We start from the raw sequence: 23,636 nt of genomic DNA, 5'->3' as shown, positions 1-23,636 counted from the left end.
GAACACAGATGAACCATTGGAAACAGGCACTCACCACGCTATTACTGCTGTGGGTGGGTCTGGTAAGTGCAGCAGATACCCCATTAGGCGGCGTACCGGTCAGCATTACCCTGACTCAAATGCCAAAGATCACCGTAGAAAAACCCGGTGGCGGCTGGTACGACACGCTTACGCTGAGCAACAGCACAGGCAGTGACACCACCTGCTACCAGGCCCAGGTGCCGGTGCAGGTCAGCATCCGTAACGAGCGCAATTTTGCGGTGTCGCTGGTGAACCCGCTGGTGCTGACGCATGAAACCAAACCCGAACTGACATTCACCACTGAGCAGGTGAGCTTTGGCAGCACGCCCACATCACTGCAGGCCCTGAGTACCACGCCGGTTGCCTTCAGCAATCCGCCGCTGGTCGGCGACACCTCAAGTGGCAGTTATCTGCTGTCTTTGAGCGCACTTCAGCCACAAGGGGTATTGGGCAGTATCTCAGGCAATTACCTGGGCAAGCTGGTACTGCTGTTTGAAGTTCAGGTTTAAGGCTGCCGCGTTACTGGCAGGTCGGTCTGGCATGAGGCCGGTGTGACCGATGGTAAATAGCGAACCCGGCAACGGGTTTCCACAAACATAGAGGATAATGTGTAATGAAAACGAAGATTTTTTCTGTATTGGCTTGTGCTTCAGGTCTGCTGGGTATGACGGGCGCTCAAGCAGTTGTCAACATCAGTAACTGCCTGGTTACCGAGATTGGTAATGGCATCTGGGAAGGTTCATTTAATTTTGTTGCAGATAACTTTCCTACAACTCAGACTCTCAACATAATTTATGTCGGTATACCGATCCCAGTGAATGGATTCATCGGTGGACAAACGATGCCAACTGTCACGCCGTCACCGCTGCAAGTGGCAGACTTTACGCTCGCGTTAACATTAGGTAACGCGCAAGTCATCAAACAGAGTGATGGCGGGATAGCGATCGTACCACCGTTCGGGTCCGTACTGCGGAACGTCACAGGTTCTGTCAAGGTCAGGTTCGATATGAGCAACCCCTTGATTTACCCGGCTCTCAGGATAGATACAAGATTTGTATCCCCGGATCAAACTATCTCGGGATGGTATTTTGCCGTCCCTGGCAGGACAACAGGCTGTCTGGCAGGTTCATCTACGGCGATCGCACCCCCAAGGGAGGATCTGATCAATTCAGACCCCAAATTCACGCTGAAAACGGCCCAATGGATATTAGGGACGGCGGACGTGGGTGACCTGCCAGACGTTTCGGTGGCGGGCAACGGTTATGCGGCTACGATCAATGCCGTGGCAAGTAACAACCTGTGCGTGAACTATCTCACCGACAAGGTTAAGGCTAATAGCTATGCCCTGAGCGTCAGCAACAGTTACAGCTCGCAAGGGGGGCGCAACCTGTTTGCCCTGAATGGCAGCAACGGCAGCCAGTTGCTGTATAACCTGCAACTAGTGAGTAATGACGGGGTGACGGGCAATAACTTTAACTTCCCGGCCACTGCCGCTAATTACATTACGCTCTCACAGTTGCCCAGCAGCGTCGATAAACGCAGCGAAATGTGCTGGACGCCAAAAATCAATCTGTTCAAGAATGCAACCACCCAAGCGGGCATGCATACCGACACATTAAATTTTATGATCACGCCAAAAGCCTAAATTCATCTCTAACCGAAGTCATTCGAGTAACGCGGTAACTGAACGAACAACTTGAAGTATGACGAGTATATTCAAGTCACTTCGAGCAGAGCTCTCTCTGCTGAAGTGATGTTTAACCCATATTTTATATTTACTAGCAATTTAAAAGGATATCTATGCGTAAGGGAAAAATTGTCATTCAATCTCCCTGTCACTTTACTTCCATTGGTATTGAGACATTATTTAATCATTCTCTTTACACGAATAAACCAACCGAGCTCGTAACGTTTAAAACCCTGGAGGAGTGTAAGGAATACTGTGTTTCCGTATCAGGTATTGATATTTTAATCCTTGCCTTGAACGGCAAAGAAAACAACCTGGCACCATTAATTAACTTTATATCTAACACATTACCCATAACACACCCAAAAACAAAGGTGTTATTGCTTGTCCATGGCAGGCATACGGAATTTTTAAGCAACTATCTTTCCAGGAATGGCAATATCAGCGCAATACTGGATATCTCTAGTCCGCTAAAGCAAATACAGAAAGTGTTAGATAATGTTTTTAATGGCGTTAAAGAAGATATTAATGCCAATATTTCACTCTCATTACGTGAGTTGTCGGTGTTAAATGGATTATTAAGTGGCAGAACACCAATACAGATAGCCAATGAATTGCGGCTAAGCATTAAGACAGTGAGCCACTACAAACGGGCCGCTCTGGCAAAATTGGGCTTACCCTCTCTGCATCCTATATTTATGCAATGTTCGATTCCTGCGGTAACGTCAAGATATCGTCGGGTAGCAAAAATTGATACACAGAGTAAATCTTGTTTACCTAAAAAACAGGGGGAATTAATAGAACCACCTGAATGCATAAACATGGCCGAATAAAAAGCCAGTAAAACCCTAAACAAACCATTATGGAATGCCGATAAAAACAGCATTAAGTTTAATTAAAAAACAATAAAAGTAAGAAATATATAGTATTTATGAAACACCTGCCAAAATTAAGTCAACTGCAAATATTCGAGTCTATTATACAGCACGGCAGTTTCCGCTCTGCCGCGAAAACCTTGAATCAGGCACAACCCGCATTAACACGGGCAATTAATGAACTTGAAAACACATTGGGTACCTCGCTGATGGTACGTGGCCCGAAAGGTGTCGTGCTGACAGAGGCCGGGCAATTACTGGAACCCCGTATCCAGTTTATCCTGAGGGAGCTGGAACGGGCCGTCAATGAAGTGGAACAGGTGACCTATTCATCGCGCGGGAGCGTCGCATTGGGCAGCTCCTCGCTGCCCTTTTTCGCCATGCTGCCTGCGGCCATTAAACGCTTTCAGAAGCGCTTCCCCCAGGTGAATATCTATCTCACGGAGGGGCAACCTCCTGAGCTGCTGTCTGGCATACGGCAAGGCAAACTGGATTTTGCTATTGGCACCACAGGAGCCGAGGCAATACCCAGCGATTTTATTACCGAGCCCTTTTTCACGACCTCCTTTTGTGTGCTGGCCCGCAAGAAACACCCTCTGGCTCAGTGCACTTCTTTGGAACAACTGGAAGAAGCAAAGTGGTATTTACCGGGGGAGAATCAGGGCTATCACAGCCAGTTAACTCCGCTGTTGTTCCCCAAGCCGCACCATCCCTATACGGTTGTCAGAGGTGATACATTCACCGCAGGGCTGCAAATGGTTTTCGACGCTGATTATTTGATCGTGGCATCCCAAGAGATGTTAAAAGTACCTTATTTAAAAGATCATCTTTGTATGCTTCCGCTTAAAAAGCCGTTGCCGGATGCCACTTATCACTTTATTTACTCGCAACGTCTCCCTCTGACGCTGGTTGCAAAAAAGTTGATGAATGAGCTGCGTGCGGTTGGTGAAAATCATGTCTGGAGCTGATACGGGCAACTAGATGCGCGGTGCGAACCAAGGGCAACCTACATTCCGAGCTTAGCTGGTCGGTAAGGGTAGTCGGTTGCGCCACCAGCGCCAACCGCGTTTCAGCACCTGAGTTTGTGGGCTAAAACGCTGGTTTAACCCATTCGCCAGCACATCCAACGCAAGGCAAAAGATGAAATACACCAGCGCCACAAACAGGAACACTTCCATCGGATACACCATACTGCGGTTATTCACTTGGGTTGCCAGGAACGTCAGCTCCCCGACGCCGACGATATAAGCCAGCGAAGTATCTTTAATCAACGAGATCCACTGGTTGATAAACGAAGGCACCATCATGCGCAGCGCCTGCGGCAAGACAATCATCCGCAGCACCTGCCAGCGGTTCAGCCCCAAAGAAAGCCCCGCCTGCCATTGCCCAGCCCCGATGGCGACAATCCCCGCTTTGACCGCATGAGCCAGATAGGCCGAGGCGATCAGCGCCAGCGCGCACACGACGGTGGTAATTTCTGGAATGTCTACACCGAACACCATCGGCAGTAAGAAATAGGTCCAGAAAATCAGCATGATCACCGGGATAGCGCGGAAGAAACCCAACAGCGCCGCCAGTAACCCCGCCAGCACCCCGCGCGACATCGCCAGCGCTACCCCCAGTAAAGTACCCAAGATCGCCGAGGCGACCCCAGCCATCAGGCTGATCGCCAACGTCAGCGCCGCACCACCCAATGGCCCATCGGGAAAAGTCCCCCACAGCAGGTAACCTAAATTCTCGTGGATAACGGTGAAATCCATCTTAGTGCCCCCCAAGCGGTTTACGCTGTTGACGCCACATGCCCCACCCTTCCAGCAGAGCAATGATGGCGATATACAACACCGTTGCCACGCCAAACGCCTGGAAGGTGCGCAGGGTTTCGGTTTCTACCTGGCGCGAAGCGTAAGACAGCTCCGCCACGCCGATGGCCATGGTCAGGGATGAATTCTTGATCACATTCATGTACTGCCCCAAAAGAGGCGGGAAAGCGATTTTCAGCGCCTGCGGCAACACCACATAACGCATAGATTGCCAGCCAGTCAGCCCTAATGCATGGGCGGCATGCTTTTGCCCAGCGGCAACGCCACGGATGCCAGAGCGGATCTCCTCAGCAATAAAGGCGGTGGAATAGAGCGTCAGGCCAAAGAAACCCGCCAGAAATTCAAATGATGGCCATTCGATCCATCCCAAAGCGTGCGGAGTATTCAGCCACTGCATAGCGGCTGAGGGCAGAATTTGCCCGGCGGCGAAATACCAGAAGAACAGTTGCACCAGCAGAGGAGTATTACGAAACAGCGCGCTGTAAGCCACTGCCAACCCGCTTAACGGGCGGAGAGGGCTATCGCGCATGGCTGCCAGCACCAATCCCAGCAGCGTCGCAGCCAGCCCGGCGCAGGCCGATAGCCAAAGCGTCAGCAGGAAGCCATGCCAGAGCCAGCTCAGATATTGCGGTGCCAGCAGCCAATCTGAGAGTTGTTGCAAATTCATATGCGGTATACCCCTCCTCAATAAGGAAGGGCCTCGGGAGATTAAGCTTTAGGCTGTTGATCCAACGGGCCGATCTTGAAGCTGCCACGCGGCTGGGCAGAATTGGTTTCCGGGCCAAACCAGCGATCGTAAAGCTTCACCGCTTCACCCCCTTGTTCCAGTTTGATCAGCGTATCGTTAATGGTGGCAGTCAGGCGCTCTTCACCTTTAGGAATACCCACGCCCTGGTACTCTTTGGTGATACTGAACGGGGAAATCTCGAAATCCGCTTTTTGCGCCGCAGGCAGATTACCCAGTAGGCCAACCAGCTTGGCATCATCCTGAGTAATCGCCTGTACGTTGCCGTTACGCAGGGCCACAAACGCCAGCGGCGTGTCGTCATAAGAGATCACTTTGGCGGTAGGGTAATGCTCGCGCAGGGTAATTTCCTGCACCGTACCTTTATCTGCGCCAATGCGTAGGTTTTTGATGTCTTCCGGGGTTTTCAGCACGCCTTTATGGGCGATGAACTTCTGGCCGGTGGCGAAATATGGCACGCTGAAGTTCACTTCTTTGGCTCGCTCATCGGTGATGGTGAAGTTGGCGGCAATCAGATCCACCTTTTTGGACACCAGCAGAGGAATACGGTTGGCCGGGTTGGTGGCGCGCAGTTCCACTTTCACCCCCAGCGCTTTGCCGATGGCGTTAGCCACATCGACGTCATAACCCACCAGCTTTTTGCTTTGCGGATCGATATAGCCAAACGGTGGATTACTGTCGAATACCGCGATACGCACCACGCCAGCTTTTTTAATATCGTCGAGTTTGTCGGCATGGGCAGCCCCTACAACAAGACTGCTCAGGCTGGCTAACAAGGTTAAGGCGAGAACGCGCTGTTTCATAAGAGGCTCCTAATGGATGAATGTTGTGCTGGCTGACAAGCTAGCAAGCCTCACTTAGGTCAGGAAATAATATTAAACGCTATATTTATAACCATTTGATATTTGTGGCCTCTTAATGCACCAAAGGCGCTGTTTTCAGCGCCTTTGGGTGTAACACATTGGCAAAATTACTGTTTCTTCTCATCTTTGTTTTCAGCCAACAGCGTTTCCAACGCATCGCCGCCCAGATGGCGGAAGTCCTGGCCTTTAACAAAGTAGAAGATAAATTCGCAGATATTCTGGCAACGATCGCCAATCCGCTCAATCGAGCGGGCGCAGAACAGGGCGGTCAGCACGCTTGGAATGGTGCGTGAATCTTCCATCATGTAGGTCATCAGTTGGCGCACGATACCTTCATATTCCTGATCGACCTTTTTGTCTTCGCGGTAAATACGAATCGCTTCGTCCAGATCCATACGCGCAAAAGCATCCAACACGTCATGCAGCATCTGCACGGTGTGGCGGCCAAGCGATTCCAAGCTCACCAGCAATGGCTGATGCTGCTGGGAGAATTTCTCCAAAGCGGTGCGGCAGATTTTATCCGCCACGTCGCCGATACGTTCCAGCTCGGAAATGGTTTTGATGATCGCCATCACCAAACGCAGGTCGCTGGCGGTGGGCTGGCGTTTGGCAATGATGCGCACGCAGGCTTCGTCGATCGCCACTTCCATCATATTAACCTTGGCATCACCTTCAACCACGCGCTTGGCTAACTCACCGTCCTGATTATGCATTGCGGTGATCGCGTCGGTCAGTTGCTGTTCCACCAGCCCACCCATGGTCAAGACCTGAGTGCGGATGTGCTCGAGTTCTGCGTTGAACTGGCCAGAAATATGTTTGTTTAAATTCAGGTTATCCATGATGCATCCTCATCAACCATAACGGCCAGTAATGTAATCTTCGGTCTGCTTCTTTTGTGGCGCAGTGAACAGGGTGTCAGTATCGCTGAACTCGATCAGCTCACCCAGATACATAAATGCAGTGGAATCAGAACAGCGCGCCGCCTGTTGCATATTGTGGGTCACAATCACCACGGTGTAGTCAGACTTCAGCTCGCTGATCAGTTCTTCAATCTTGCCGGTCGAGATCGGATCCAATGCCGAGCAAGGTTCATCCAGCAACAGCACTTCCGGGCGAATGGCAATACCGCGCGCGATGCACAAACGCTGCTGCTGGCCACCGGACAGGCTATAGCCACTCTGGTGCAGCTTGTCTTTGGTTTCGGTCCACAGCGCCGCCTTGGTTAACGCCCACTGCACGCGTTCGTCCATATCGGCACGCGACAGCTTCTCGAACAGGCGCACACCGAAAGCGATGTTGTCGTAAATCGACATCGGGAACGGCGTTGGTTTCTGGAACACCATACCCACTTTGGCGCGCAGCAGGGCAATATCCTGGTTATCGGTCAGAATATTCTGCCCATCCAACAGGATACCGCCTTCAGCACGCTGCTCTGGGTAGAGCTGATACATCTTGTTGAAGGTGCGCAGCAGCGTGGATTTACCACAGCCGGACGGGCCGATAAACGCGGTCACTTTATTCTTGGCGATATCCAGCGTGATGTTTTTCAGCGCATGGAATTTGCCGTAATAAAAATTCAGATCGCGTACCTGAATTTTGCTGCTGGAAGTAGAGTCAACCATACTCATCAAGACTTCTCTCTTTTCACCGCGCCAGCCAGGCTGGCGCTTAAATTTTTATGAATGCTTTTTCTTGGCGAAAATCACACGCGCCAGGATGTTCAGTAACAGTACGCACAGGGTGATCAACAGCACCCCCGCCCAAGCCAGCTGTTGCCATTCGGCAAACGGGCTCATGGCGAATTTGAAAATGGTCACCGGCAGGTTGGCGATTGGCTGCATCAAATTCGTGCTCCAGAACTGGTTCGACAGCGAGGTAAACAGCAGCGGCGCGGTTTCACCCGCAATACGCGCAATCGCCAACAACACGCCAGTGATGATGCCAGAAACCGAAGCCTTCAAGGTGATCGCCGAGATCATGCGCCATTTCGGCGTACCCAACGCGTAGGCCGCTTCGCGCAGCGTATCCGGCACCAGTTTGAGCATGTTCTCAGTGGTGCGAATAACGATCGGGATCTGCAGTAAGGCCAGCGCGATAATCCCCGCCCAACCAGAGAAGTGCTGCATTTTCGCCACGACCACGGTGTAAACAAACAACCCCACCACGATGGATGGCGCAGACAACAGAATGTCGTTAATAAAACGGATCACTTCCGCCAGCCAGGATTTACGGCCATATTCCGCCAGGTAGATCCCCGCCATAATGCCCAGTGGGGTGCCAAAAATGGTCGCCCACAGGATCAGCAGGCCGCTACCGGCGATAGCGTTCGCCAAGCCACCACCTGCGGTGTTCGGCGGCGGCGTCATTTCAGTGAACAGCGCCAGCGACATGCCGTCGATGCCTTTGGTGACGGTAGAAAACAGGATCCACACCAGCCAGAACAGGCCAAATGCCATCGTCGCCATCGACAGGAACAGCGCAATACGGTTCTTCTGGCGGCGCCAGGCCTGCATTTTGCGGCGGCTTTCTGCCAGTGCCGCAGGGTTTTGCATATCCATCGTTGCCACGTTAGCGTCCCTCGTTCTTAGCCAGGCGCATTACCATAAATTTCGATAGCGCAAGGACGATAAAGGTGATCACAAACAGGATCAGCCCCAACTGCATTAACGCAGAAGTGTGCAACCCGGACTCTGCTTCGGCAAATTCGTTAGCCAGCGCCGAGGTGATGCTGTTGCCCGGCATAAACAGCGAGAAGCTGTCGAGCTGGTAGGTATTACCGATGATAAAGGTCACCGCCATGGTTTCCCCCAGCGCACGGCCTAGCCCCAGCATGATGCCGCCAATCACGCCGTTTTTGGTGAACGGTAGTACGATGCGCGAGATCACTTCCCAGGTAGTACAACCGATGCCGTAGGCCGACTCTTTCATCATCACCGGGGTTTGTTCGAACACATCGCGCATGACTGCGGCAATGTAAGGAATAATCATAATCGCCAGGATCACCCCAGCGGCCAGGATGCCGATACCAAACGCCGGGCCGGAGAACAGCTCACCGACAATCGGGATGCCGGAGAGCACGTTGCCCACCGGGGTCTGGAAATATTGGGCAAACAGCGGAGCGAACACGAACAGGCCCCACATGCCGTAAACAATGCTGGGGATCGCCGCCAGCAGCTCAATGGCAATACCCAGTGGGCGCTTCAGCCAGTTAGGAGCCAACTCGGTCAGGAACAGGGCGATCCCAAAGCTGACCGGTACGGCGATCAGCAACGCAATCAGTGAGGTCACCACCGTGCCGTAGATCGGCACCAGCGCACCAAACTGTTCAGCCGGTGCATCCCACTCTTTGGTCCACAGGAAGGCGAAGCCGAACTTCTGCATGCTCGGCCAGGAGGCAATAATCAGCGAAACAATAATGCCGCCCAGTAACAATAGGGTAATCAGCGCCGCCAGTTTAACCAGCGCGCTGAAGATAATGTCACCATTCTTACTTGGTGCTTTCATGGTCGGCTTAGATCCAGCCATAGGTTACTCTTCTGTTTAAAGCTAGGAGGGCCCAGCACGCTGAGCCCTGACACATCAGGCTGAGGCGCGGTAAATTCCGCACCCCCTGCATAGTTAGAACAAGGCTTTACCGGAACTGTCTTTAATGTTGGTTCTCCAGGCGGCACGGATCTGCTCAACCACTTCCGCAGGCAGTGGAGCATAATCCAAGTCGCTGGCTTGCTTGGCACCGGTTTTGTAAGCCCAGTCAAAGAACTTCAGCACTTCTGCGCCTTGCTCAGGCTTCTTCTGCTCTTTGTGCATCAGAATGAAGGTGGTGGAGGTGATCGGCCAGACGTTGTCGCCTTTCTGGTTGGTCAGATCCTGAGCAAAAGTTTTACTCCAGTCCGCGCCCTTGGCCGCTGCGCTGAAGCTCTCTTCAGTTGGGCTAACCGGTTGGCCGTCTGCTGAGATCAGTTTAGTGTATGCCAGGTTGTTTTGCTTAGCGTAAGCGTATTCAACATAGCCGATAGAACCCGGCAGGCGCTGAACGAACGCCGCGATGCCGTCGTTGCCTTTACCACCCAGCCCGGTTGGCCAGTTAACGGTTGAACCTGCGCCGATATTCTCTTTCCACTGCGAGTTGGCTTTAGACAGGTAGCTGGTGAAGACGAAGGAGGTGCCAGAACCGTCCGCGCGGCGGACGACAGCAATGTTCTGATCCGGCAGCTTGACGTCAGGGTTCAGCTTAACGATCGCCGGGTCATTCCATTTTTTGATGTTACCCAGATAAATATCACCCAGGGTTTGGCCATCAAGGGTCAATTCACCAGACTTGATGCCAGGAATGTTCACGGCCAGCACCACACCGCCAATCACGGTAGGGAACTGGAACAGGCCGTCGGCAGCCAGTTTGTCGTCCGACAGCGGTGCATCAGAAGCACCAAAATCAACGGTATTGGCAATGATTTGCTTCACACCGCCGGAGGAGCCAATCCCCTGATAGTTAACTTTGTTGCCAGTCTCTTTCTGATAAGAATCTGCCCACTTGGCGTAAACCGGCGCGGGAAATGTCGCACCTGCACCGGTCAAGCTGGCAGCAGCGAACGCAGACACAGAGGCCAGGGAGAAAGTCGCTGCCACAATACCGGCGACGGTAGTACGCATCAGTTTCATAATCCCTCCTAATGGGATATTCAAAAATCAACTTTGGGTTGTTTTCATCAGAGTAAGTATTGTTGCAGGAGGGAAAATAGGACAGTTTCGTGACAGAAAAATGTATGAAATATGACAGTTGTATTACAACGAACAGAAACCTACAAATCCAGTTTAAAATCAATGAAATAAAAATGGCAGTGCGTCACTGCCAGCCAGATTTATATTGCGATCGGGTTTAAAAATAGTAGTTGAGTAACAATTGCCAACGCCGTTCTGGGCTCGGCTGCCCCCATTGTGTTGCATCCATACGATAGACTTTCTGCCATTGCACCGCCAAGTCCACCGGGCCGATATGGCGACGCACCTCAGCAAACCCCATATTACGCTGCCGCTGCAGATCGCGCTGCCAGATGGCGTTGATATCGTAATTATCAACAGCATCTTTCCAATAGGCCTGGAACAGCACGGAGCGGCGCGGCATCAGCCCGTTTTGCACCTGCTGCTGGGACTCACCGAGAGAGATGTTACCTTGTGCCGTAGCATAAGATGGCAAATTGGAGAAGAAACCCAAGGCTCGCTGATTATCCGCACTCCCGTTGTAGTGGCCTTCGGCACGTAGCGTTAACCGGTTTTCACCGCTCCAGGTGAAACCATAGGCCAAGCGGTTACGCCAGCGGACTTCCTGCTGCTGTTCCGGCCAGGAAGTTTGCCAAGCGTAAGCCTGCCGCCCACCAGCCCATTCGGTGTAAAACAGAGTGGAATGGGACAGTACCCTGGAAAGGTTGAAACCCAACTGCGGCGAGCGGCCTTGCTCTTGCAAAAACAACCCTTGTGGATTCAGATTCTCTGCAAATTGATAGCTGCCCACCAGCAAAATACGCTGTCTGGAGTTGCTGGCACCCCAATCCAGGCTGGCACTTTGCTGGCTTGGCTGTTCGCTGAGCTTGGGTGACCAAATAGCCGTAAAAGCAGCCTTATCCCAAAGATACTGCCAACGGAGCATGGCATTGCCCAAACGGTTATTTCTCAGTGTTTCAGGATCGGCAGAGGTAACCGAGCGCACCGTACCCTGCCCAAGGAAATCGGTAGGATTGTAACCAAATGCCAGGCCATAGCGCGTATTGACCCGGCCCGCATCTAACAGCAGGCGCGGCGTCACTTTATAAGCCAGGTAGGCTTCTTTCAGCGAGTTCACGCTGCTGTCACTACGCAAGGCCGGGGAGAAATGGCTGTCAAAACGGTTAGCCAATATAAAACGCCAATCCTGAGAAGGATTAGCGGTCAAAGGCGCATCCCAACGCAGATCGATAGAAACACGTTGCGCATTGCCACCGTTCTCTTTCATGCTGGTGGCCGCTTCCGCCATCATGTTGAGCTTTTTGCTCTTTATGAGTGAAAACGAGGTGTTGTCAGCCAGATCCAGAGCCGCCAGCGTAGCATCTTCTGCATGGGCAGACTGGCCATAGAGAACCGATAATGCCACCATCCATGACAAAGAAGAGTATCGCGCTCTGTTCATCCACTAGTCATCCTTGAAATGTGGCAGGTAATCCCGCTGTAACCAGGCTTCAGGAACATCGTACCAGGCGAAATCCTGATGCTTGAGCACGGTAACCAACTGTGAGTTTACCCCATCAATAATCACCGCCTCTGTCGGGCGATCGCCACCAAGCACTGGCTGGTAACGACGAAAATAGGTGGTCTTCAATAAATTGCCGTTCACAGCGTAAAACTCGGCTTTGCAGCTTTTGAAGTCCTGTTTGTCTACCCAGAGATCCATCGACGGATAGGCCGCATCCTGATGACGGGCCACCAGATGCAGGCGATAACAATCACGCTGCTTGCGTTCCCCGTCCAACACCTGCTCTTCACCGGCTAAAGTGGCCTGATAGTCGTAACTCCAGTTTGCCGTCACCACATCACCATTGGCGGCCTGCCCCAGCAGACGTTGCTGTGGCGAAATCGGCACACTGGCCTGGCTGACCGGATCGTAAAGCCACAGATCCCTGCCGCTTTTCAAGGTCAACTTACCGGCATCGCGCTGCGGGCTGATAAACTTCACCAGGCTGCGAAACTGGCCACTCGGATAGGCACGAGAATATAGACGCAATGTGCTGGTCTCATGCTGTTTGCCATTTTTATAGCTGACCAGAACGGTACTCAGGCTAAAAGAGCGATCGGGGTTACGAACCTCATCACTTTTTTTCAATATTTCCTGAGCATCGAGCGCAGCCAATGCTTGGCCACCGGTAAACAGGCTGAATAAAAGACCAGAGATTAAGCAAAGCTTCATTAGGTAAATCTTCCGTGTAAGTGAACAATATCCCACCATCCATTGCGATGGGATCAGGCATGGCGCAGCGCTTGTACAATATGAACGTTGGCTGCTCGCCGGGCAGGCCACCAAGATGAACACACCGCGGCTAACATCAGGATAACCAGCACGCTTAACAGCATCGTCCATTCCCCCCAGATGCGTATCCTGATCGGGATCGGTGAAATAACGCCCGGCGGATGCCAGGTGAGGCCGGAACGGTTAATGATATAAGCCAAAAACAGCGAAATAATGATACCGGCAATACAACCGATAATGCCGAGCAGGACGCCTTCATTCAGGAACAGGCGCTGGATATCCTGGCGTTTCAGCCCCACCGCACGCAGCGTGCCGATCTCAGCCGTACGCTCCATGACAGCCATGCTCATCGTGTTGCTGATGGTAAACAGCGCAATACACAGGATGAGTACCAGCAGGAAATGGAAAATCTTGCCAAACATGTCCAGGATCTGGCTGTACAACGGCTGCAACTGAGAAAAATCGTATACAGCGAGAGGCTCATCAGCTAACGAGGTCTGGAACAATTGTTGCAAACGCGTGCGTGCAGCCTCTAATTGTTCTGTATTACGCAACTGCAGATTAATCGCCGTGACGCCAGGCTGCTCACGCCCAAAAACCAGTTGCTGAGCCTGCGCCAAATGGATGCCGACGTAGCTGTCGTCCAGCTCTCTGGCAGCCTGCGGTTGAACGGTTTCCACCTTTACACGAATGATGTTGGGTGCCCCACCAACCGAGGCGGCCAAAAGTTCAATTTGATCTTCGGCAGCTGGTTCCCTTTGTTCATGCGTCTGCTGCGCCAGCAGTTGCAGATCGTCAGGCAACTCTGTGCTGCCGCTCTCTGCCAGAGGGGCTGAACTGCCACAGAGCTGATCGGCGATAAAACCACACAACTGCAACATGCGGGCCACCCCTGTACCAATCAATGCTGCATTGGGTTCCTTCGCACTGAGAGTGTTATCACGGATCCCTTTGCCAAGATGGTATTCGTCCCATTGGTTCAGAGCCTCCTGCCCTGCCGCTTCACTGCCATAAATTAATACTGGCCGAGAGGTGCCCGCAGCATAGTTCCCGGCAATACCATTGAGGATCAACACAGGCGTGCTGACCACGACCATCTCGCGTAATTCGGGGTCTTTATCAATTAACGCCATGATTTTCTGGTAGTGCTTGATGCTATATTCTGCCGGGTTGGCCGTTCCGTACAATAAATAGTCTTTGTGTTGAATTTGCAGGTGGCCGGTATCGCGGACAAAAGTTGTTTGCAAACTATATTCAATAGAGCGGTTATAGCCACCGAACAACAGAATGCCGATGGCGCCAACGATAATTGCACAAAGGGTCGAAAAAGTCCGCCGCCTGTTGCGTAGTAAATTGCGTAAGGCTAGCTTGAATGTTTGCATGGTGATTATTTCTCCAGCGGGAAACTTACTGCATTGCAATCTGGGTAACGTTGCCGTCATGTACCTTATAAAGAACATCAGCTTCCGCAATAACTTGGGGATCATGGGAGGAAAACACCACGGTCACCGAATGTTCCTGCTGCAAACGCCGAAGCAACTGCAAGATAGAGTTGCCGGTTTTGCTGTCCAGATTAGCGGTTGGCTCATCTGCCAACACTAAAGAAGGGCGATGGATAAGCGCCCGGGCAATAGCGACACGCTGACGCTGGCCGCCAGAGAGTTGCCCCGGTAACGAACGAGCCTTGTCTGCCAAGCCAACGGTTTCCAACATATTCGTAATTACAGATTTCCGCTGTGCAACGGTTGTCCCTTGCAGGATGAGTGGGATCTCAACATTCTCCCAAACGTTCAAGACAGGGATTAAATTAAAGTTCTGAAAAATAAACCCTAAATAACGAGCGCGAAATGCACTGCGCTGATCGTCACTTAACTGTGACATTTCCTGCCCGGCAATAACCAAACGACCACTATCGGGGCAATCAATCCCCCCAATCACATTCAATAACGTCGTTTTACCACTCCCGGATTGGCCAGATAATACGGTGAAACGCTGAGAGGCAATCTTTATATTAATATCTCTCAGTGCCTCTACCTTGGATTGCCCGAGATAATAACTCTTGCAAATCTCTTTAATTTCCACCGCCCACATTTCTCACTCCTTTGAGAAAAAACTCCTTATTTCCTAACGAATATACCACAAACTCGATATAACATTCACTCAACAATTTAAATTACTTTTTTAAAATTTAGAAATCATTCATTTATCCCTAATATGATTCAGCCTTATTCTAAGATAAAGTAAAGTTAATTAAGCATAATCTTAGACTTAATTGCCCACAATAAAAAAAGGTATTACTTTAATAATTCGAGTGGTGGGAAAACAGCGATGCAGCGCCAAGAGGCAAAACTGGAATGCAAAAAACCGGCACAAAGGCCGGTTTTTTTAGTGGCTGACAAGCGGTTATTCTACGGTGACAGACTTCGCCAGGTTACGCGGCTGATCCACGTCGGTACCTTTGATCAGCGCGACATAATAGGACAGCAACTGCAACGGTACAGTGTAGAAAATAGGTGCCACGATCTCTTCAACATGTGGCAACTGGATGATGGTCATGCCTTCACTGCTGACAAAACCGGCATCCTGATCGGCAAACACGTACAGTTGACCACCACGCGCGCGCACTTCTTCGATATTGGACTTCAACTTCTCCAACAATTCGTTGTTTGGCGCCACCACAATCACCGGCATATCCGCATCGATCAGCGCTAACGGGCCGTGTTTCAACTCACCCGCGGCATAAGCCTCTGCGTGGATGTAAGAGATTTCTTTCAGCTTCAGCGCCCCTTCCATCGCGATCGGATATTGATCGCCACGGCCAAGGAACAGTGCGTGATGCTTGTCAGAGAAACCTTCCGCCAACGCTTCAATACTCTTATCCAGAGACAACATCTGCTCAATGCGTGCTGGCAGCGCCTGCAAACCGTGAACAATTTCATGCTCGACGCTTTCAGCCATGCCTTTGAGGCGGCCAATACGTGCCACCAGCATCAACAATACGGCAAGCTGAGTGGTGAAGGCTTTGGTTGATGCTACGCCAATTTCGGTCCCGGCTTTAGTCATCAGGGCCAGATCGGATTCACGCACCAGAGAAGAACCGGCAACGTTACACACCGCCAGTGACCCCAGGTAACCCAACTCTTTAGACAGGCGCAGTGCAGCCAGCGTATCCGCCGTTTCACCAGACTGAGACAAGGTGACGATCAGGCTACCAGGGCGCACGGCAGACTTGCGGTAACGGAATTCTGAAGCAATTTCCACATCGCATGGCACACCCGCCAGCGATTCGAACCAGTAACGCGCCACCATACCAGAGTGATAAGAAGTACCACAGGCGATAATCTGTACGTGTTGCACTTTTGCCAGCAGCTCATCAGCGCGTGGGCCCAGTTCACTCAGATTGATCTGGCCATGGCTGAAACGCCCTTCAAGGGTGTTTTTCAGCGCCATTGGCTGTTCAAAAATCTCTTTCTGCATGTAATGACGGTACGCGCCTTTATCACCAGCATCGTATTGCACCTGAGATTCAATCTCTGGGCGCTCAATCGCGTTACCCTGCTTGTCAAAAATACTGACAGTGCGGCGGGTTACTTCCACCACATCCCCCTCTTCCAGGAAGATAAAGCGGCGGGTTACCGGCAGCAGTGCCAACTGGTCAGAAGCGATAAAGTTTTCACCCACACCACGGCCAATCACTAACGGGCTACCTGAACGGGCAGCAACCAATACGCTCGGATCGCGGCTGTCCATCACGACGGCACCATAGGCACCACGCAGTTGCGGGATCACTCGCTGAACCACTTCCAGCAGTGTACCGCCCTGTTTTTGCTCCCAATGCACCAGGTGGGCAATCACTTCGGTATCGGTTTCTGAGCTAAAGCGGTAACCACGTTCAACCAGCAGTTCACGCAGCGGTTCATGGTTTTCGATAATGCCGTTGTGCACCACGGTAATGTAATCAGAAATATGAGGATGCGCATTCGCTTCGGTAGGTTCACCGTGCGTTGCCCAGCGGGTGTGAGCAATACCGGTTCCTCCGTGCAGAGCATGCTGTTCTGCCGCTTCGGCCAGTTTTTGTACTTTGCCGACACGACGCAAACGGCTGACGTTGCCTTCAACATCAACCACAGCCAACCCCGCAGAGTCATAACCACGGTATTCCAGACGGCGTAAACCTTCTAACAGGATCTCTGCAATATCACGTTGCGCTACTGCGCCTACAATTCCACACATCAGTTTGTATTCCTAATTAAACGCCTTTCGGGGCGTCTTCGATGTCTTGACCTGATTTCGCCGGTTTTTTTACTCTAAATAATTCGAGTTGTAGGAAGGCGGCAAGTTCGCGAGTTCCCAGGAACATAGATAACTATGTGACTGGGGCGAACGAACGCAGCCAATGCACATACAACTTGAAGTATGACGAGTAAACCGTGCATCCCCGAGCCTGTAGATGGTGGGGTTATTATGTTTTGCTCTGCGCTCTAGGATAAAAGTACAGAGCAAAACAGGGGCAGGAGTGGTTTATTCCCCTCACCCCAACCTTCTCCCACAGGGAGAAGGGGGCGAAACGAGTTACTTTTTCTTCACCGGGCGCTGCCAGCCTTGAATATGCACCTGCTTAACGCGGCTCAGTACCAGTTCATCTTCTGCAATATTCTGGGTAACCGTAGTGCCAGCAGCAATAGTGGAGCCTTTACCTACCGACACCGGAGCCACCAACTGGGTATCAGAACCCACAAACACGCCATCACCAATAATGGTCTTATGCTTGTTAGCTCCGTCGTAATTACAGGTGATCGTCCCGGCACCAATATTCACATCTGCGCCGATCTCGGCATCACCCAGATAGCTCAGATGGCCCGCTTTGGACCCCTTACCCAACCGCGCTTTCTTGATTTCCACAAAGTTGCCGACGTGTGCACCTTCAGCCAGCTCTGCGCCTGGGCGCAAACGGGCAAACGGGCCCACCGTACAAGCCGCGTCCAGTACCGCATCTTCCAGCACGCTGTAAGGGCTGATTTCGCAATCATCACCAATTACGCAATTTTTCAGCACACAACCGGCACCAATCTGCACGCGATGGCCCAGCTTAACCTTGCCTTCAATGATGACGTTGGCATCAATCGAGATATCGCGGCCATGTTCTAGTTCACCCCGCAGATCAAAACGCGCCGGATCCAGCAACATAACGCCCGCCAGCAGCAGTTTTTCAGCCTGTTCGGCCTGATAGACACGCTCCAGTTGCGACAATTGCAGGCGATTATTCACGCCTTCCACTTCGCTCAAGCGTGCGGGATGCACTGTTTCAATCTTTTTGCCGTCGGCATGAGCCAGAGCGATAACATCGGTGATGTAGAATTCACCCTGAGCATTATTGTTATTCAACATCCCCAACCAGCGCTTCAGATCGCGACCATTCGCCACCAGAATGCCAGTGTTGATTTCATTAATCTGACGCTGCTCATCGCTGGCATCTTTATGCTCGACGATACCCACAACGTCACCATTGTTACGCACGATACGGCCATACCCGCTCGGATCGTCAAGTTTTACCGTCAACAGGCCAATACCACCCTGCGGTTTTGCCGCCAGCAGGCGCGTCAGCGTATCGACTGAAATCAATGGAACATCGCCATACAACATCAGAATGTCTTCATTATCGGCGAAATGTGGAGCGGCCTGCTGCATCGCATGGCCTGTTCCTAACTGTTCCGACTGTAGCACCCAGCTAAGCGCATTATCCTTTAACCTGCTTTTCAGCAGATCTCCACCATGACCATAGACCAGATGGACTTTCTGCGCGCCCAATTTCATGGCTGCATCAATAACATGCTGCACCATCGGCTTACCTGCCAACGGATGCAACACTTTAGGAAGATCGGAATACATGCGTGTTCCCTTGCCTGCGGCGAGGATAACCACACTCATTGCGCTGTTCGACATAAGCAACCTGGTAACTCCATTTTGATGGACGAAAGTAAAACCCTTTGGTGGTGAAAATACTACATATTTCTCTACACAAATTCAGCACAGGCCGCATGGCTCTAAGCGTGCCGCTAACCGGAACAATATCAGCCGGTGGTGAAAAAAACTGTCGGCGATCGGAGACGCTTTAATCCCGCTGACCAAGCTAATACATCACAATGCCAACCCGGTTGAAACGCTTATTTTAAAGCAAAAAAAAAGCGACCACATGGGCCGCTTTCTTAATTCCAGGCACTGTATACAACGCCGGGATTTTACATCGCTTTTCTGGTGAGCTCGATAACGCGCAGTTTCGCGATCGCTTTCGCCAGTTCAGCAGATGCCTGAGCATAGTCGACATCACCATGAGAGCTACGGATGTGCTCTTCAGCTTTACGCTTCGCTTCCAGCGCTCTAGCTTCGTCGAGGTCCGTTCCACGGATGGCAGTGTCCGCCAACACGGTAACCACGCTCGGCTGCACCTCAAGGATACCGCCGGACAGGTAGATGAACTCTTCTTCACCGTGCTGTTTAACAATACGCACCATGCCAGGCTTGATGGCAGTCAGCAGCGGCGCATGACCAGGGAAAATCCCCAGTTCGCCTTCGCTGCCTGTCACCTGGATCTTCTGCACCAGGCCGGAAAACATCTGTTTTTCAGCACTGACAACATCCAGATGGTAAGTCATAGCCATATAAACCTCCTCTCAGGCGTTACAGTTTCTTGGCTTTTTCCACTGCTTCTTCAATGGTGCCAACCATGTAGAACGCCTGCTCTGGCAGGTGGTCATAGTCGCCTTCCATAATGCCTTTGAAACCACGGATGGTGTCTTTCAGCGATACGAACTTGCCCGGAGAACCGGTAAAGACTTCTGCCACGAAGAACGGCTGAGACAGGAAACGCTGGATTTTACGCGCACGGGATACCACCAGCTTGTCATCTTCTGACAGCTCGTCCATACCCAGGATCGCGATAATATCTTTCAGTTCCTGATAGCGTTGCAGAATAGACTGCACGCCACGCGCGACGTCGTAGTGCTCCTGGCCAACAACCAGTGGATCCAGCTGACGGCTGGTGGAATCCAGCGGGTCAACAGCCGGGTAGATACCCAGAGAAGCGATGTTACGGCTCAGTACCACGGTTGCATCCAAGTGAGCAAAGGTGGTGGCTGGTGATGGGTCAGTCAAGTCATCCGCAGGCACGTAAACGGCCTGTACGGAAGTGATCGAACCGGTCTTGGTTGAGGTGATACGCTCTTGCAGAACGCCCATCTCTTCCGCCAGCGTTGGCTGATAACCTACCGCCGATGGCATACGGCCCAGAAGTGCGGACACTTCGGTACCGGCCAGGGTATAACGGTAAATGTTATCCACGAACAGCAGAACATCACGGCCTTCGTCACGGAACTTCTCAGCCATGGTCAAACCGGTCAACGCAACGCGCAGACGGTTACCTGGTGGCTCGTTCATCTGGCCGTAAACCAGGGAAACTTTGTCCAGTACGTTGGAGTCGTTCATTTCGTGGTAGAAGTCGTTACCCTCACGAGTACGTTCACCCACGCCCGCAAACACCGAATAACCGGAGTGCTCGATCGCGATGTTACGGATCAGCTCCATCATGTTTACGGTTTTACCTACGCCCGCACCACCGAACAGACCGACTTTACCGCCTTTAGCAAACGGGCAGATCAGGTCCATTACTTTGATACCGGTTTCCAGCAGATCCTGGGAGTTCGACAGCTCTTCGTAGCTTGGTGCCGGACGGTGAATCGCCCAACGTTCTTCTTCGCCGATGTCGCCCTTCATGTCGATTGGCTGACCCAATACGTTCATGATACGGCCCAGGGTAGCTTTACCTACCGGTACTTCGATTGGGTGCTGCAGGTTGGTCACTTTCAGACCGCGACGCAGACCGTCTGAGGTCCCCATGGCGATACAGCGAACCACGCCACCACCCAACTGCTGCTGAACTTCCAGCACCAGTTTCTCGGTGCCGTTTTCGACCTCAAGAGCATCGTACACTTTTGGTACGGCATCCTGAGGGAACTCGACGTCCACTACGGCGCCGATTACCTGGATAATCTTTCCAGTAGCCATCTTGAATCCTCTACGTAATTCGTTTACCCGTCATATTTCAAATTGCTGTTGCGTTAGCCGCATCCCCGCAACCTGAACTATTAAGGGTAATAACCTGGTTAAACCGCGGAGGCTCCCGAAACGATCTCGGTGAGTTCCTGAGTGATGCTGGCCTGACGCGCTTTGTTGTATACCAACTGCAGCTCTTTGATCAGGCTACCGCCGTTATCGGTTGCGGCTTTCATCGCGACCATTCGTGCGGCCTGCTCGCTGGCCAGGTTTTCCACGACGCCCTGATAAACTTGCGATTCCACATAGCGGCGCAGCAAGGTATCAAGCAGCACTTTTGGATCGGGTTCATACAGGTAATCCCAGGATTTTTTCTTCAGCTCACCGTCATCGGAAGGCGGCAATGGCAGAAGTTGCAGTATCTGCGGTTCCTGGGACATCGTATTAACAAATTTGTTGCTGACGATGTACAGCTTGTCCAAACGACCTTCGTCGTAGGCTTGCAGCATCACTTTCACTGGCCCGATCAGGTCCGACAGGGAAGGGTTATCCCCCATGCCGGTTACCTGGGCAACCACTTTGCCGCCCACGGAACCAAAGAAAGAGGTGGCTTTTGAGCCAATCAGTGCCAAATCAACTTCGACACCTTTCTCAGACCAGCCTTTCATCTCTGCCAGCAGCTTCTTGAACAGGTTAATGTTCAAACCGCCGCAGAGACCACGGTCAGTAGACACCACCAGATACCCAACGCGCTTAACGTCACGCTCATCCAGGTACGGGTGCTTGTATTCCAGATTCCCTAACGCCAGGTGACCGATCACCTCGCGCATGGTCTCTGCATAAGGACGACTGGCCGCCATGCGATCCTGCGATTTACGCATTTTGGAGGCGGCGACCATCTCCATCGCTTTAGTGATCTTTTGCGTGTTTTGCACGCTAGCGATCTTACTACGTATCTCTTTTGCGCCGGCCATCTCTGCTTCTCCTCATTGCCAGACAGCCTGCTGTTTTTCAACAGCAGGCTACTGTGCGTTACCAGGACTGGGTTGCCTTGAAGGTATCGAGGATGCCTTTCAGCTTGCCTTCGATCTCATCGTTATAAGCGCCAGTTTGGTTGATGTGGTTCAGCAGTTCGGCATGTTCGCGATCGGCATAGGCAACCAGAGCGGCTTCGAAGCTCACGACTTTCGCGACTTCAACGTCGTTCAGATAGCCACGCTCAGCGGCAAACAGCACCAGAGACTGTTGTGCGACAGACATTGGCGCATACTGTTTCTGTTTCAGCAGCTCGGTCACTTTCTGACCGTGGCTCAGCTGTTTGCGGGTTGCATCATCCAGATCGGAAGCGAACTGAGAGAACGCAGCCAGTTCACGATACTGTGCCAGAGCGGTACGGATACCACCGGACAGTTTTTTCATGATCTTGGTCTGTGCTGCACCACCCACACGGGATACGGAGATCCCTGGGTTAACTGCCGGACGAATACCAGAGTTGAACAGGTTGGATTCCAGGAAGATCTGACCATCGGTAATCGAGATTACGTTGGTCGGAACAAACGCGGAAACGTCACCAGCCTGGGTTTCAATGATCGGCAGAGCGGTCAGTGAACCGGTTTTCCCTTTCACTTCACCTTTGGTGAAAGCTTCAACGTATTCAGCGTTAACACGCGCTGCACGCTCCAGCAAACGGGAGTGCAGATAGAATACGTCACCAGGGTAAGCTTCACGACCTGGTGGACGACGAAGCAGCAGGGAGATCTGACGATAAGCAACAGCCTGCTTGGACAGGTCATCGTAAACAATCAGAGCATCTTCACCACGATCACGGAAGTATTCACCCATTGCACAACCGGCATAAGGCGCCAGGTACTGCAGTGCAGCAGATTCAGATGCGGTAGCAACCACCACGATGGTGTTAGCCAGTGCGCCGTGCTCTTCCAGTTTGCGCACCACGTTAGCGATGGTTGACGCTTTCTGGCCGATAGCCACGTAAACACATTTGATACCGGAATCGCGCTGGTTGATGATCGCATCGATCGCCAGAGCGGTTTTACCGGTCTGACGGTCACCGATCACCAGCTCACGCTGGCCACGGCCAATCGGGATCATGGCATCAACAGACTTATAACCGGTCTGTACAGGCTGATCGACCGACTGACGCTCGATAACGCCAGGTGCGATAGTCTCAACCGGGGAGAAACCGTCGTGCTCAACCGGGCCTTTACCGTCGATAGGTGCGCCCAAGGTGTTGACCACACGGCCCAACAGGCCACGGCCAACGGGAACTTCCAGAATACGGCCAGTACATTTAACCTTCATGCCTTCGGCCAGATCCGCGTACGGACCCATTACCACGGCACCTACAGAGTCACGCTCCAGGTTCAATGCGATTGCATAACGGTTGCCTGGCAGTGCGATCATTTCGCCCTGCATAACATCGGCCAGACCATGTACGCGGATGATCCCGTCACTGACGGAAACAATGGTACCTTCATTGTGAGCTTCGCTCACTACATTGAACTGAGCAATGCGCTGCTTGATCAGTTCGCTGATTTCGGTGGAATTCAGTTGCATGCTCCAGT

Annotated in this window: 22 protein-coding genes; 4 read left to right on the top strand and 18 right to left on the bottom strand. The window is 52.0% G+C overall.

What is annotated here, in order from left to right:
- The first annotated feature begins 8 nt into the window (after window positions 1-8).
- The 4 genes from IV04_RS18825 to IV04_RS18810 all read left to right on the top strand — a co-directional run bounded on the left by IV04_RS18825 (window position 9) and on the right by IV04_RS18810 (window position 3,551).
- Window positions 9-530, top strand: coding sequence for a hypothetical protein (locus IV04_RS18825; protein WP_037404121.1), 522 nt, complete (start codon window positions 9-11; stop codon window positions 528-530).
- Window positions 531-634: 104 nt separating this feature from the next.
- Window positions 635-1,666 carry a hypothetical protein gene (locus IV04_RS18820; RefSeq protein ID WP_037404122.1) on the top strand — a complete coding sequence of 344 codons (1,032 nt, stop codon included), beginning with the start codon at window positions 635-637 and terminating at the stop codon, window positions 1,664-1,666.
- A gap of 155 nt (window positions 1,667-1,821) precedes the next feature.
- Window positions 1,822-2,541: a LuxR family transcriptional regulator gene (locus IV04_RS18815; protein ID WP_037404123.1), complete on the top strand. Its 720-nt coding sequence runs from the start codon at window positions 1,822-1,824 to the stop codon at window positions 2,539-2,541.
- A 98-nt stretch (window positions 2,542-2,639) separates the two neighbouring features.
- Window positions 2,640-3,551 (top strand): LysR substrate-binding domain-containing protein, encoded by a 912-nt coding sequence (locus tag IV04_RS18810; RefSeq protein WP_037404124.1) that lies wholly within the window; start codon window positions 2,640-2,642, stop codon window positions 3,549-3,551.
- 51 nt (window positions 3,552-3,602) lie between these two features.
- Here IV04_RS18810 and IV04_RS18805 read toward each other — a convergent pair whose 3' ends face one another.
- The 18 genes from IV04_RS18805 to atpA form a co-directional block, all read right to left on the bottom strand.
- Window positions 3,603-4,343 carry an amino acid ABC transporter permease gene (locus IV04_RS18805; protein ID WP_037404125.1) on the bottom strand — a complete coding sequence of 247 codons (741 nt, stop codon included), beginning with the start codon at window positions 4,341-4,343 and terminating at the stop codon, window positions 3,603-3,605.
- Between the two features lies 1 nt (window position 4,344).
- Window positions 4,345-5,070, bottom strand: a complete 726-nt coding sequence (locus tag IV04_RS18800) for an amino acid ABC transporter permease (RefSeq protein ID WP_037404127.1) — start codon at window positions 5,068-5,070, stop codon at window positions 4,345-4,347.
- A 41-nt stretch (window positions 5,071-5,111) separates the two neighbouring features.
- Window positions 5,112-5,951, bottom strand: coding sequence for an ABC transporter substrate-binding protein (locus IV04_RS18795; RefSeq protein WP_037404128.1), 840 nt, complete (start codon window positions 5,949-5,951; stop codon window positions 5,112-5,114).
- A 167-nt stretch (window positions 5,952-6,118) separates the two neighbouring features.
- Window positions 6,119-6,850, bottom strand: coding sequence for a phosphate signaling complex protein PhoU (gene phoU / locus IV04_RS18790; RefSeq protein WP_037404129.1), 732 nt, complete (start codon window positions 6,848-6,850; stop codon window positions 6,119-6,121).
- A gap of 12 nt (window positions 6,851-6,862) precedes the next feature.
- A complete protein-coding gene (gene pstB / locus IV04_RS18785; RefSeq protein WP_369794942.1) occupies window positions 6,863-7,633 on the bottom strand; it encodes a phosphate ABC transporter ATP-binding protein PstB in 771 nt (256 codons plus the stop codon).
- 54 nt (window positions 7,634-7,687) lie between these two features.
- Window positions 7,688-8,578 (bottom strand): phosphate ABC transporter permease PstA, encoded by an 891-nt coding sequence (pstA, locus tag IV04_RS18780; RefSeq protein WP_037404131.1) that lies wholly within the window; start codon window positions 8,576-8,578, stop codon window positions 7,688-7,690.
- Between the two features lies 1 nt (window position 8,579).
- Entirely contained in the window at window positions 8,580-9,536 is a 957-nt protein-coding gene (gene pstC / locus IV04_RS18775; RefSeq protein WP_037404133.1) for a phosphate ABC transporter permease PstC, read from the bottom strand.
- Window positions 9,537-9,629: 93 nt separating this feature from the next.
- On the bottom strand, window positions 9,630-10,670 hold the full coding sequence (pstS, locus tag IV04_RS18770) for a phosphate ABC transporter substrate-binding protein PstS (protein ID WP_037404134.1): 1,041 nt from the start codon (window positions 10,668-10,670) through the stop codon (window positions 9,630-9,632).
- A 217-nt stretch (window positions 10,671-10,887) separates the two neighbouring features.
- Window positions 10,888-12,171 carry a hypothetical protein gene (locus tag IV04_RS18765; protein ID WP_037441219.1) on the bottom strand — a complete coding sequence of 428 codons (1,284 nt, stop codon included), beginning with the start codon at window positions 12,169-12,171 and terminating at the stop codon, window positions 10,888-10,890.
- Between the two features lie 3 nt (window positions 12,172-12,174).
- Window positions 12,175-12,945, bottom strand: a complete 771-nt coding sequence (locus tag IV04_RS18760) for an outer membrane lipoprotein-sorting protein (RefSeq protein WP_152562914.1) — start codon at window positions 12,943-12,945, stop codon at window positions 12,175-12,177.
- Between the two features lie 53 nt (window positions 12,946-12,998).
- A complete protein-coding gene (locus IV04_RS18755) occupies window positions 12,999-14,387 on the bottom strand; it encodes an ABC transporter permease (protein WP_231566325.1) in 1,389 nt (462 codons plus the stop codon).
- 25 nt (window positions 14,388-14,412) lie between these two features.
- Window positions 14,413-15,096, bottom strand: a complete 684-nt coding sequence (locus IV04_RS18750) for an ABC transporter ATP-binding protein (protein WP_037404139.1) — start codon at window positions 15,094-15,096, stop codon at window positions 14,413-14,415.
- A 312-nt stretch (window positions 15,097-15,408) separates the two neighbouring features.
- Window positions 15,409-17,238: a glutamine--fructose-6-phosphate transaminase (isomerizing) gene (glmS, locus tag IV04_RS18745; protein WP_037404140.1), complete on the bottom strand. Its 1,830-nt coding sequence runs from the start codon at window positions 17,236-17,238 to the stop codon at window positions 15,409-15,411.
- Between the two features lie 339 nt (window positions 17,239-17,577).
- Entirely contained in the window at window positions 17,578-18,948 is a 1,371-nt protein-coding gene (glmU, locus tag IV04_RS18740; protein WP_037404141.1) for a bifunctional UDP-N-acetylglucosamine diphosphorylase/glucosamine-1-phosphate N-acetyltransferase GlmU, read from the bottom strand.
- A 296-nt stretch (window positions 18,949-19,244) separates the two neighbouring features.
- Window positions 19,245-19,664, bottom strand: coding sequence for a F0F1 ATP synthase subunit epsilon (locus tag IV04_RS18735; protein ID WP_004933814.1), 420 nt, complete (start codon window positions 19,662-19,664; stop codon window positions 19,245-19,247).
- Between the two features lie 19 nt (window positions 19,665-19,683).
- On the bottom strand, window positions 19,684-21,066 hold the full coding sequence (gene atpD, locus IV04_RS18730) for a F0F1 ATP synthase subunit beta (RefSeq protein ID WP_037404142.1): 1,383 nt from the start codon (window positions 21,064-21,066) through the stop codon (window positions 19,684-19,686).
- Window positions 21,067-21,164: 98 nt separating this feature from the next.
- The gene (atpG, locus tag IV04_RS18725; protein ID WP_037404143.1) at window positions 21,165-22,028 is read right to left on the bottom strand and encodes a F0F1 ATP synthase subunit gamma; all 864 of its coding nucleotides are present in this window, start codon (window positions 22,026-22,028) and stop codon (window positions 21,165-21,167) included.
- A gap of 58 nt (window positions 22,029-22,086) precedes the next feature.
- Window positions 22,087-23,628, bottom strand: coding sequence for a F0F1 ATP synthase subunit alpha (gene atpA / locus IV04_RS18720; RefSeq protein ID WP_037404145.1), 1,542 nt, complete (start codon window positions 23,626-23,628; stop codon window positions 22,087-22,089).
- Window positions 23,629-23,636 lie beyond the last annotated feature (8 nt).

Source organism: Serratia sp. Ag1, from assembly GCF_000743355.1.
GTDB lineage: Bacteria > Pseudomonadota > Gammaproteobacteria > Enterobacterales > Enterobacteriaceae > Chania.
Note: the sequence above shows the minus strand (reverse complement) of the source record. Positions and strands in the feature narration are given on the sequence as shown.

Bases quoted from the DNA above. Each gene is read 5' to 3' on its own strand.
- IV04_RS18800 (WP_037404127.1), bottom strand. From the start codon at position 5,070: ATGAATTTGCAACAACTCTCAGATTGGCTGCTGGCACCGCAATATCTG.
- IV04_RS18810 (WP_037404124.1), top strand. From the start codon at position 2,640: ATGAAACACCTGCCAAAATTAAGTCAACTGCAAATATTCGAGTCTATT.
- IV04_RS18755 (WP_231566325.1), bottom strand. From the start codon at position 14,387: ATGCAAACATTCAAGCTAGCCTTACGCAATTTACTACGCAACAGGCGG.
- phoU (WP_037404129.1), bottom strand. From the start codon at position 6,850: ATGGATAACCTGAATTTAAACAAACATATTTCTGGCCAGTTCAACGCA.
- atpG (WP_037404143.1), bottom strand. From the start codon at position 22,028: ATGGCCGGCGCAAAAGAGATACGTAGTAAGATCGCTAGCGTGCAAAAC.
- pstB (WP_369794942.1), bottom strand. From the start codon at position 7,633: ATGGTTGACTCTACTTCCAGCAGCAAAATTCAGGTACGCGATCTGAAT.
- atpD (WP_037404142.1), bottom strand. From the start codon at position 21,066: ATGGCTACTGGAAAGATTATCCAGGTAATCGGCGCCGTAGTGGACGTC.
- glmS (WP_037404140.1), bottom strand. From the start codon at position 17,238: ATGTGTGGAATTGTAGGCGCAGTAGCGCAACGTGATATTGCAGAGATC.
- IV04_RS18795 (WP_037404128.1), bottom strand. From the start codon at position 5,951: ATGAAACAGCGCGTTCTCGCCTTAACCTTGTTAGCCAGCCTGAGCAGT.
- pstS (WP_037404134.1), bottom strand. From the start codon at position 10,670: ATGAAACTGATGCGTACTACCGTCGCCGGTATTGTGGCAGCGACTTTC.
- IV04_RS18765 (WP_037441219.1), bottom strand. From the start codon at position 12,171: ATGAACAGAGCGCGATACTCTTCTTTGTCATGGATGGTGGCATTATCG.
- IV04_RS18825 (WP_037404121.1), top strand. From the start codon at position 9: ATGAACCATTGGAAACAGGCACTCACCACGCTATTACTGCTGTGGGTG.
- glmU (WP_037404141.1), bottom strand. From the start codon at position 18,948: ATGTCGAACAGCGCAATGAGTGTGGTTATCCTCGCCGCAGGCAAGGGA.
- IV04_RS18820 (WP_037404122.1), top strand. From the start codon at position 635: ATGAAAACGAAGATTTTTTCTGTATTGGCTTGTGCTTCAGGTCTGCTG.
- IV04_RS18805 (WP_037404125.1), bottom strand. From the start codon at position 4,343: ATGGATTTCACCGTTATCCACGAGAATTTAGGTTACCTGCTGTGGGGG.
- pstC (WP_037404133.1), bottom strand. From the start codon at position 9,536: ATGGCTGGATCTAAGCCGACCATGAAAGCACCAAGTAAGAATGGTGAC.
- IV04_RS18760 (WP_152562914.1), bottom strand. From the start codon at position 12,945: ATGAAGCTTTGCTTAATCTCTGGTCTTTTATTCAGCCTGTTTACCGGT.
- IV04_RS18815 (WP_037404123.1), top strand. From the start codon at position 1,822: ATGCGTAAGGGAAAAATTGTCATTCAATCTCCCTGTCACTTTACTTCC.
- IV04_RS18750 (WP_037404139.1), bottom strand. From the start codon at position 15,096: ATGTGGGCGGTGGAAATTAAAGAGATTTGCAAGAGTTATTATCTCGGG.
- atpA (WP_037404145.1), bottom strand. From the start codon at position 23,628: ATGCAACTGAATTCCACCGAAATCAGCGAACTGATCAAGCAGCGCATT.
- IV04_RS18735 (WP_004933814.1), bottom strand. From the start codon at position 19,664: ATGGCTATGACTTACCATCTGGATGTTGTCAGTGCTGAAAAACAGATG.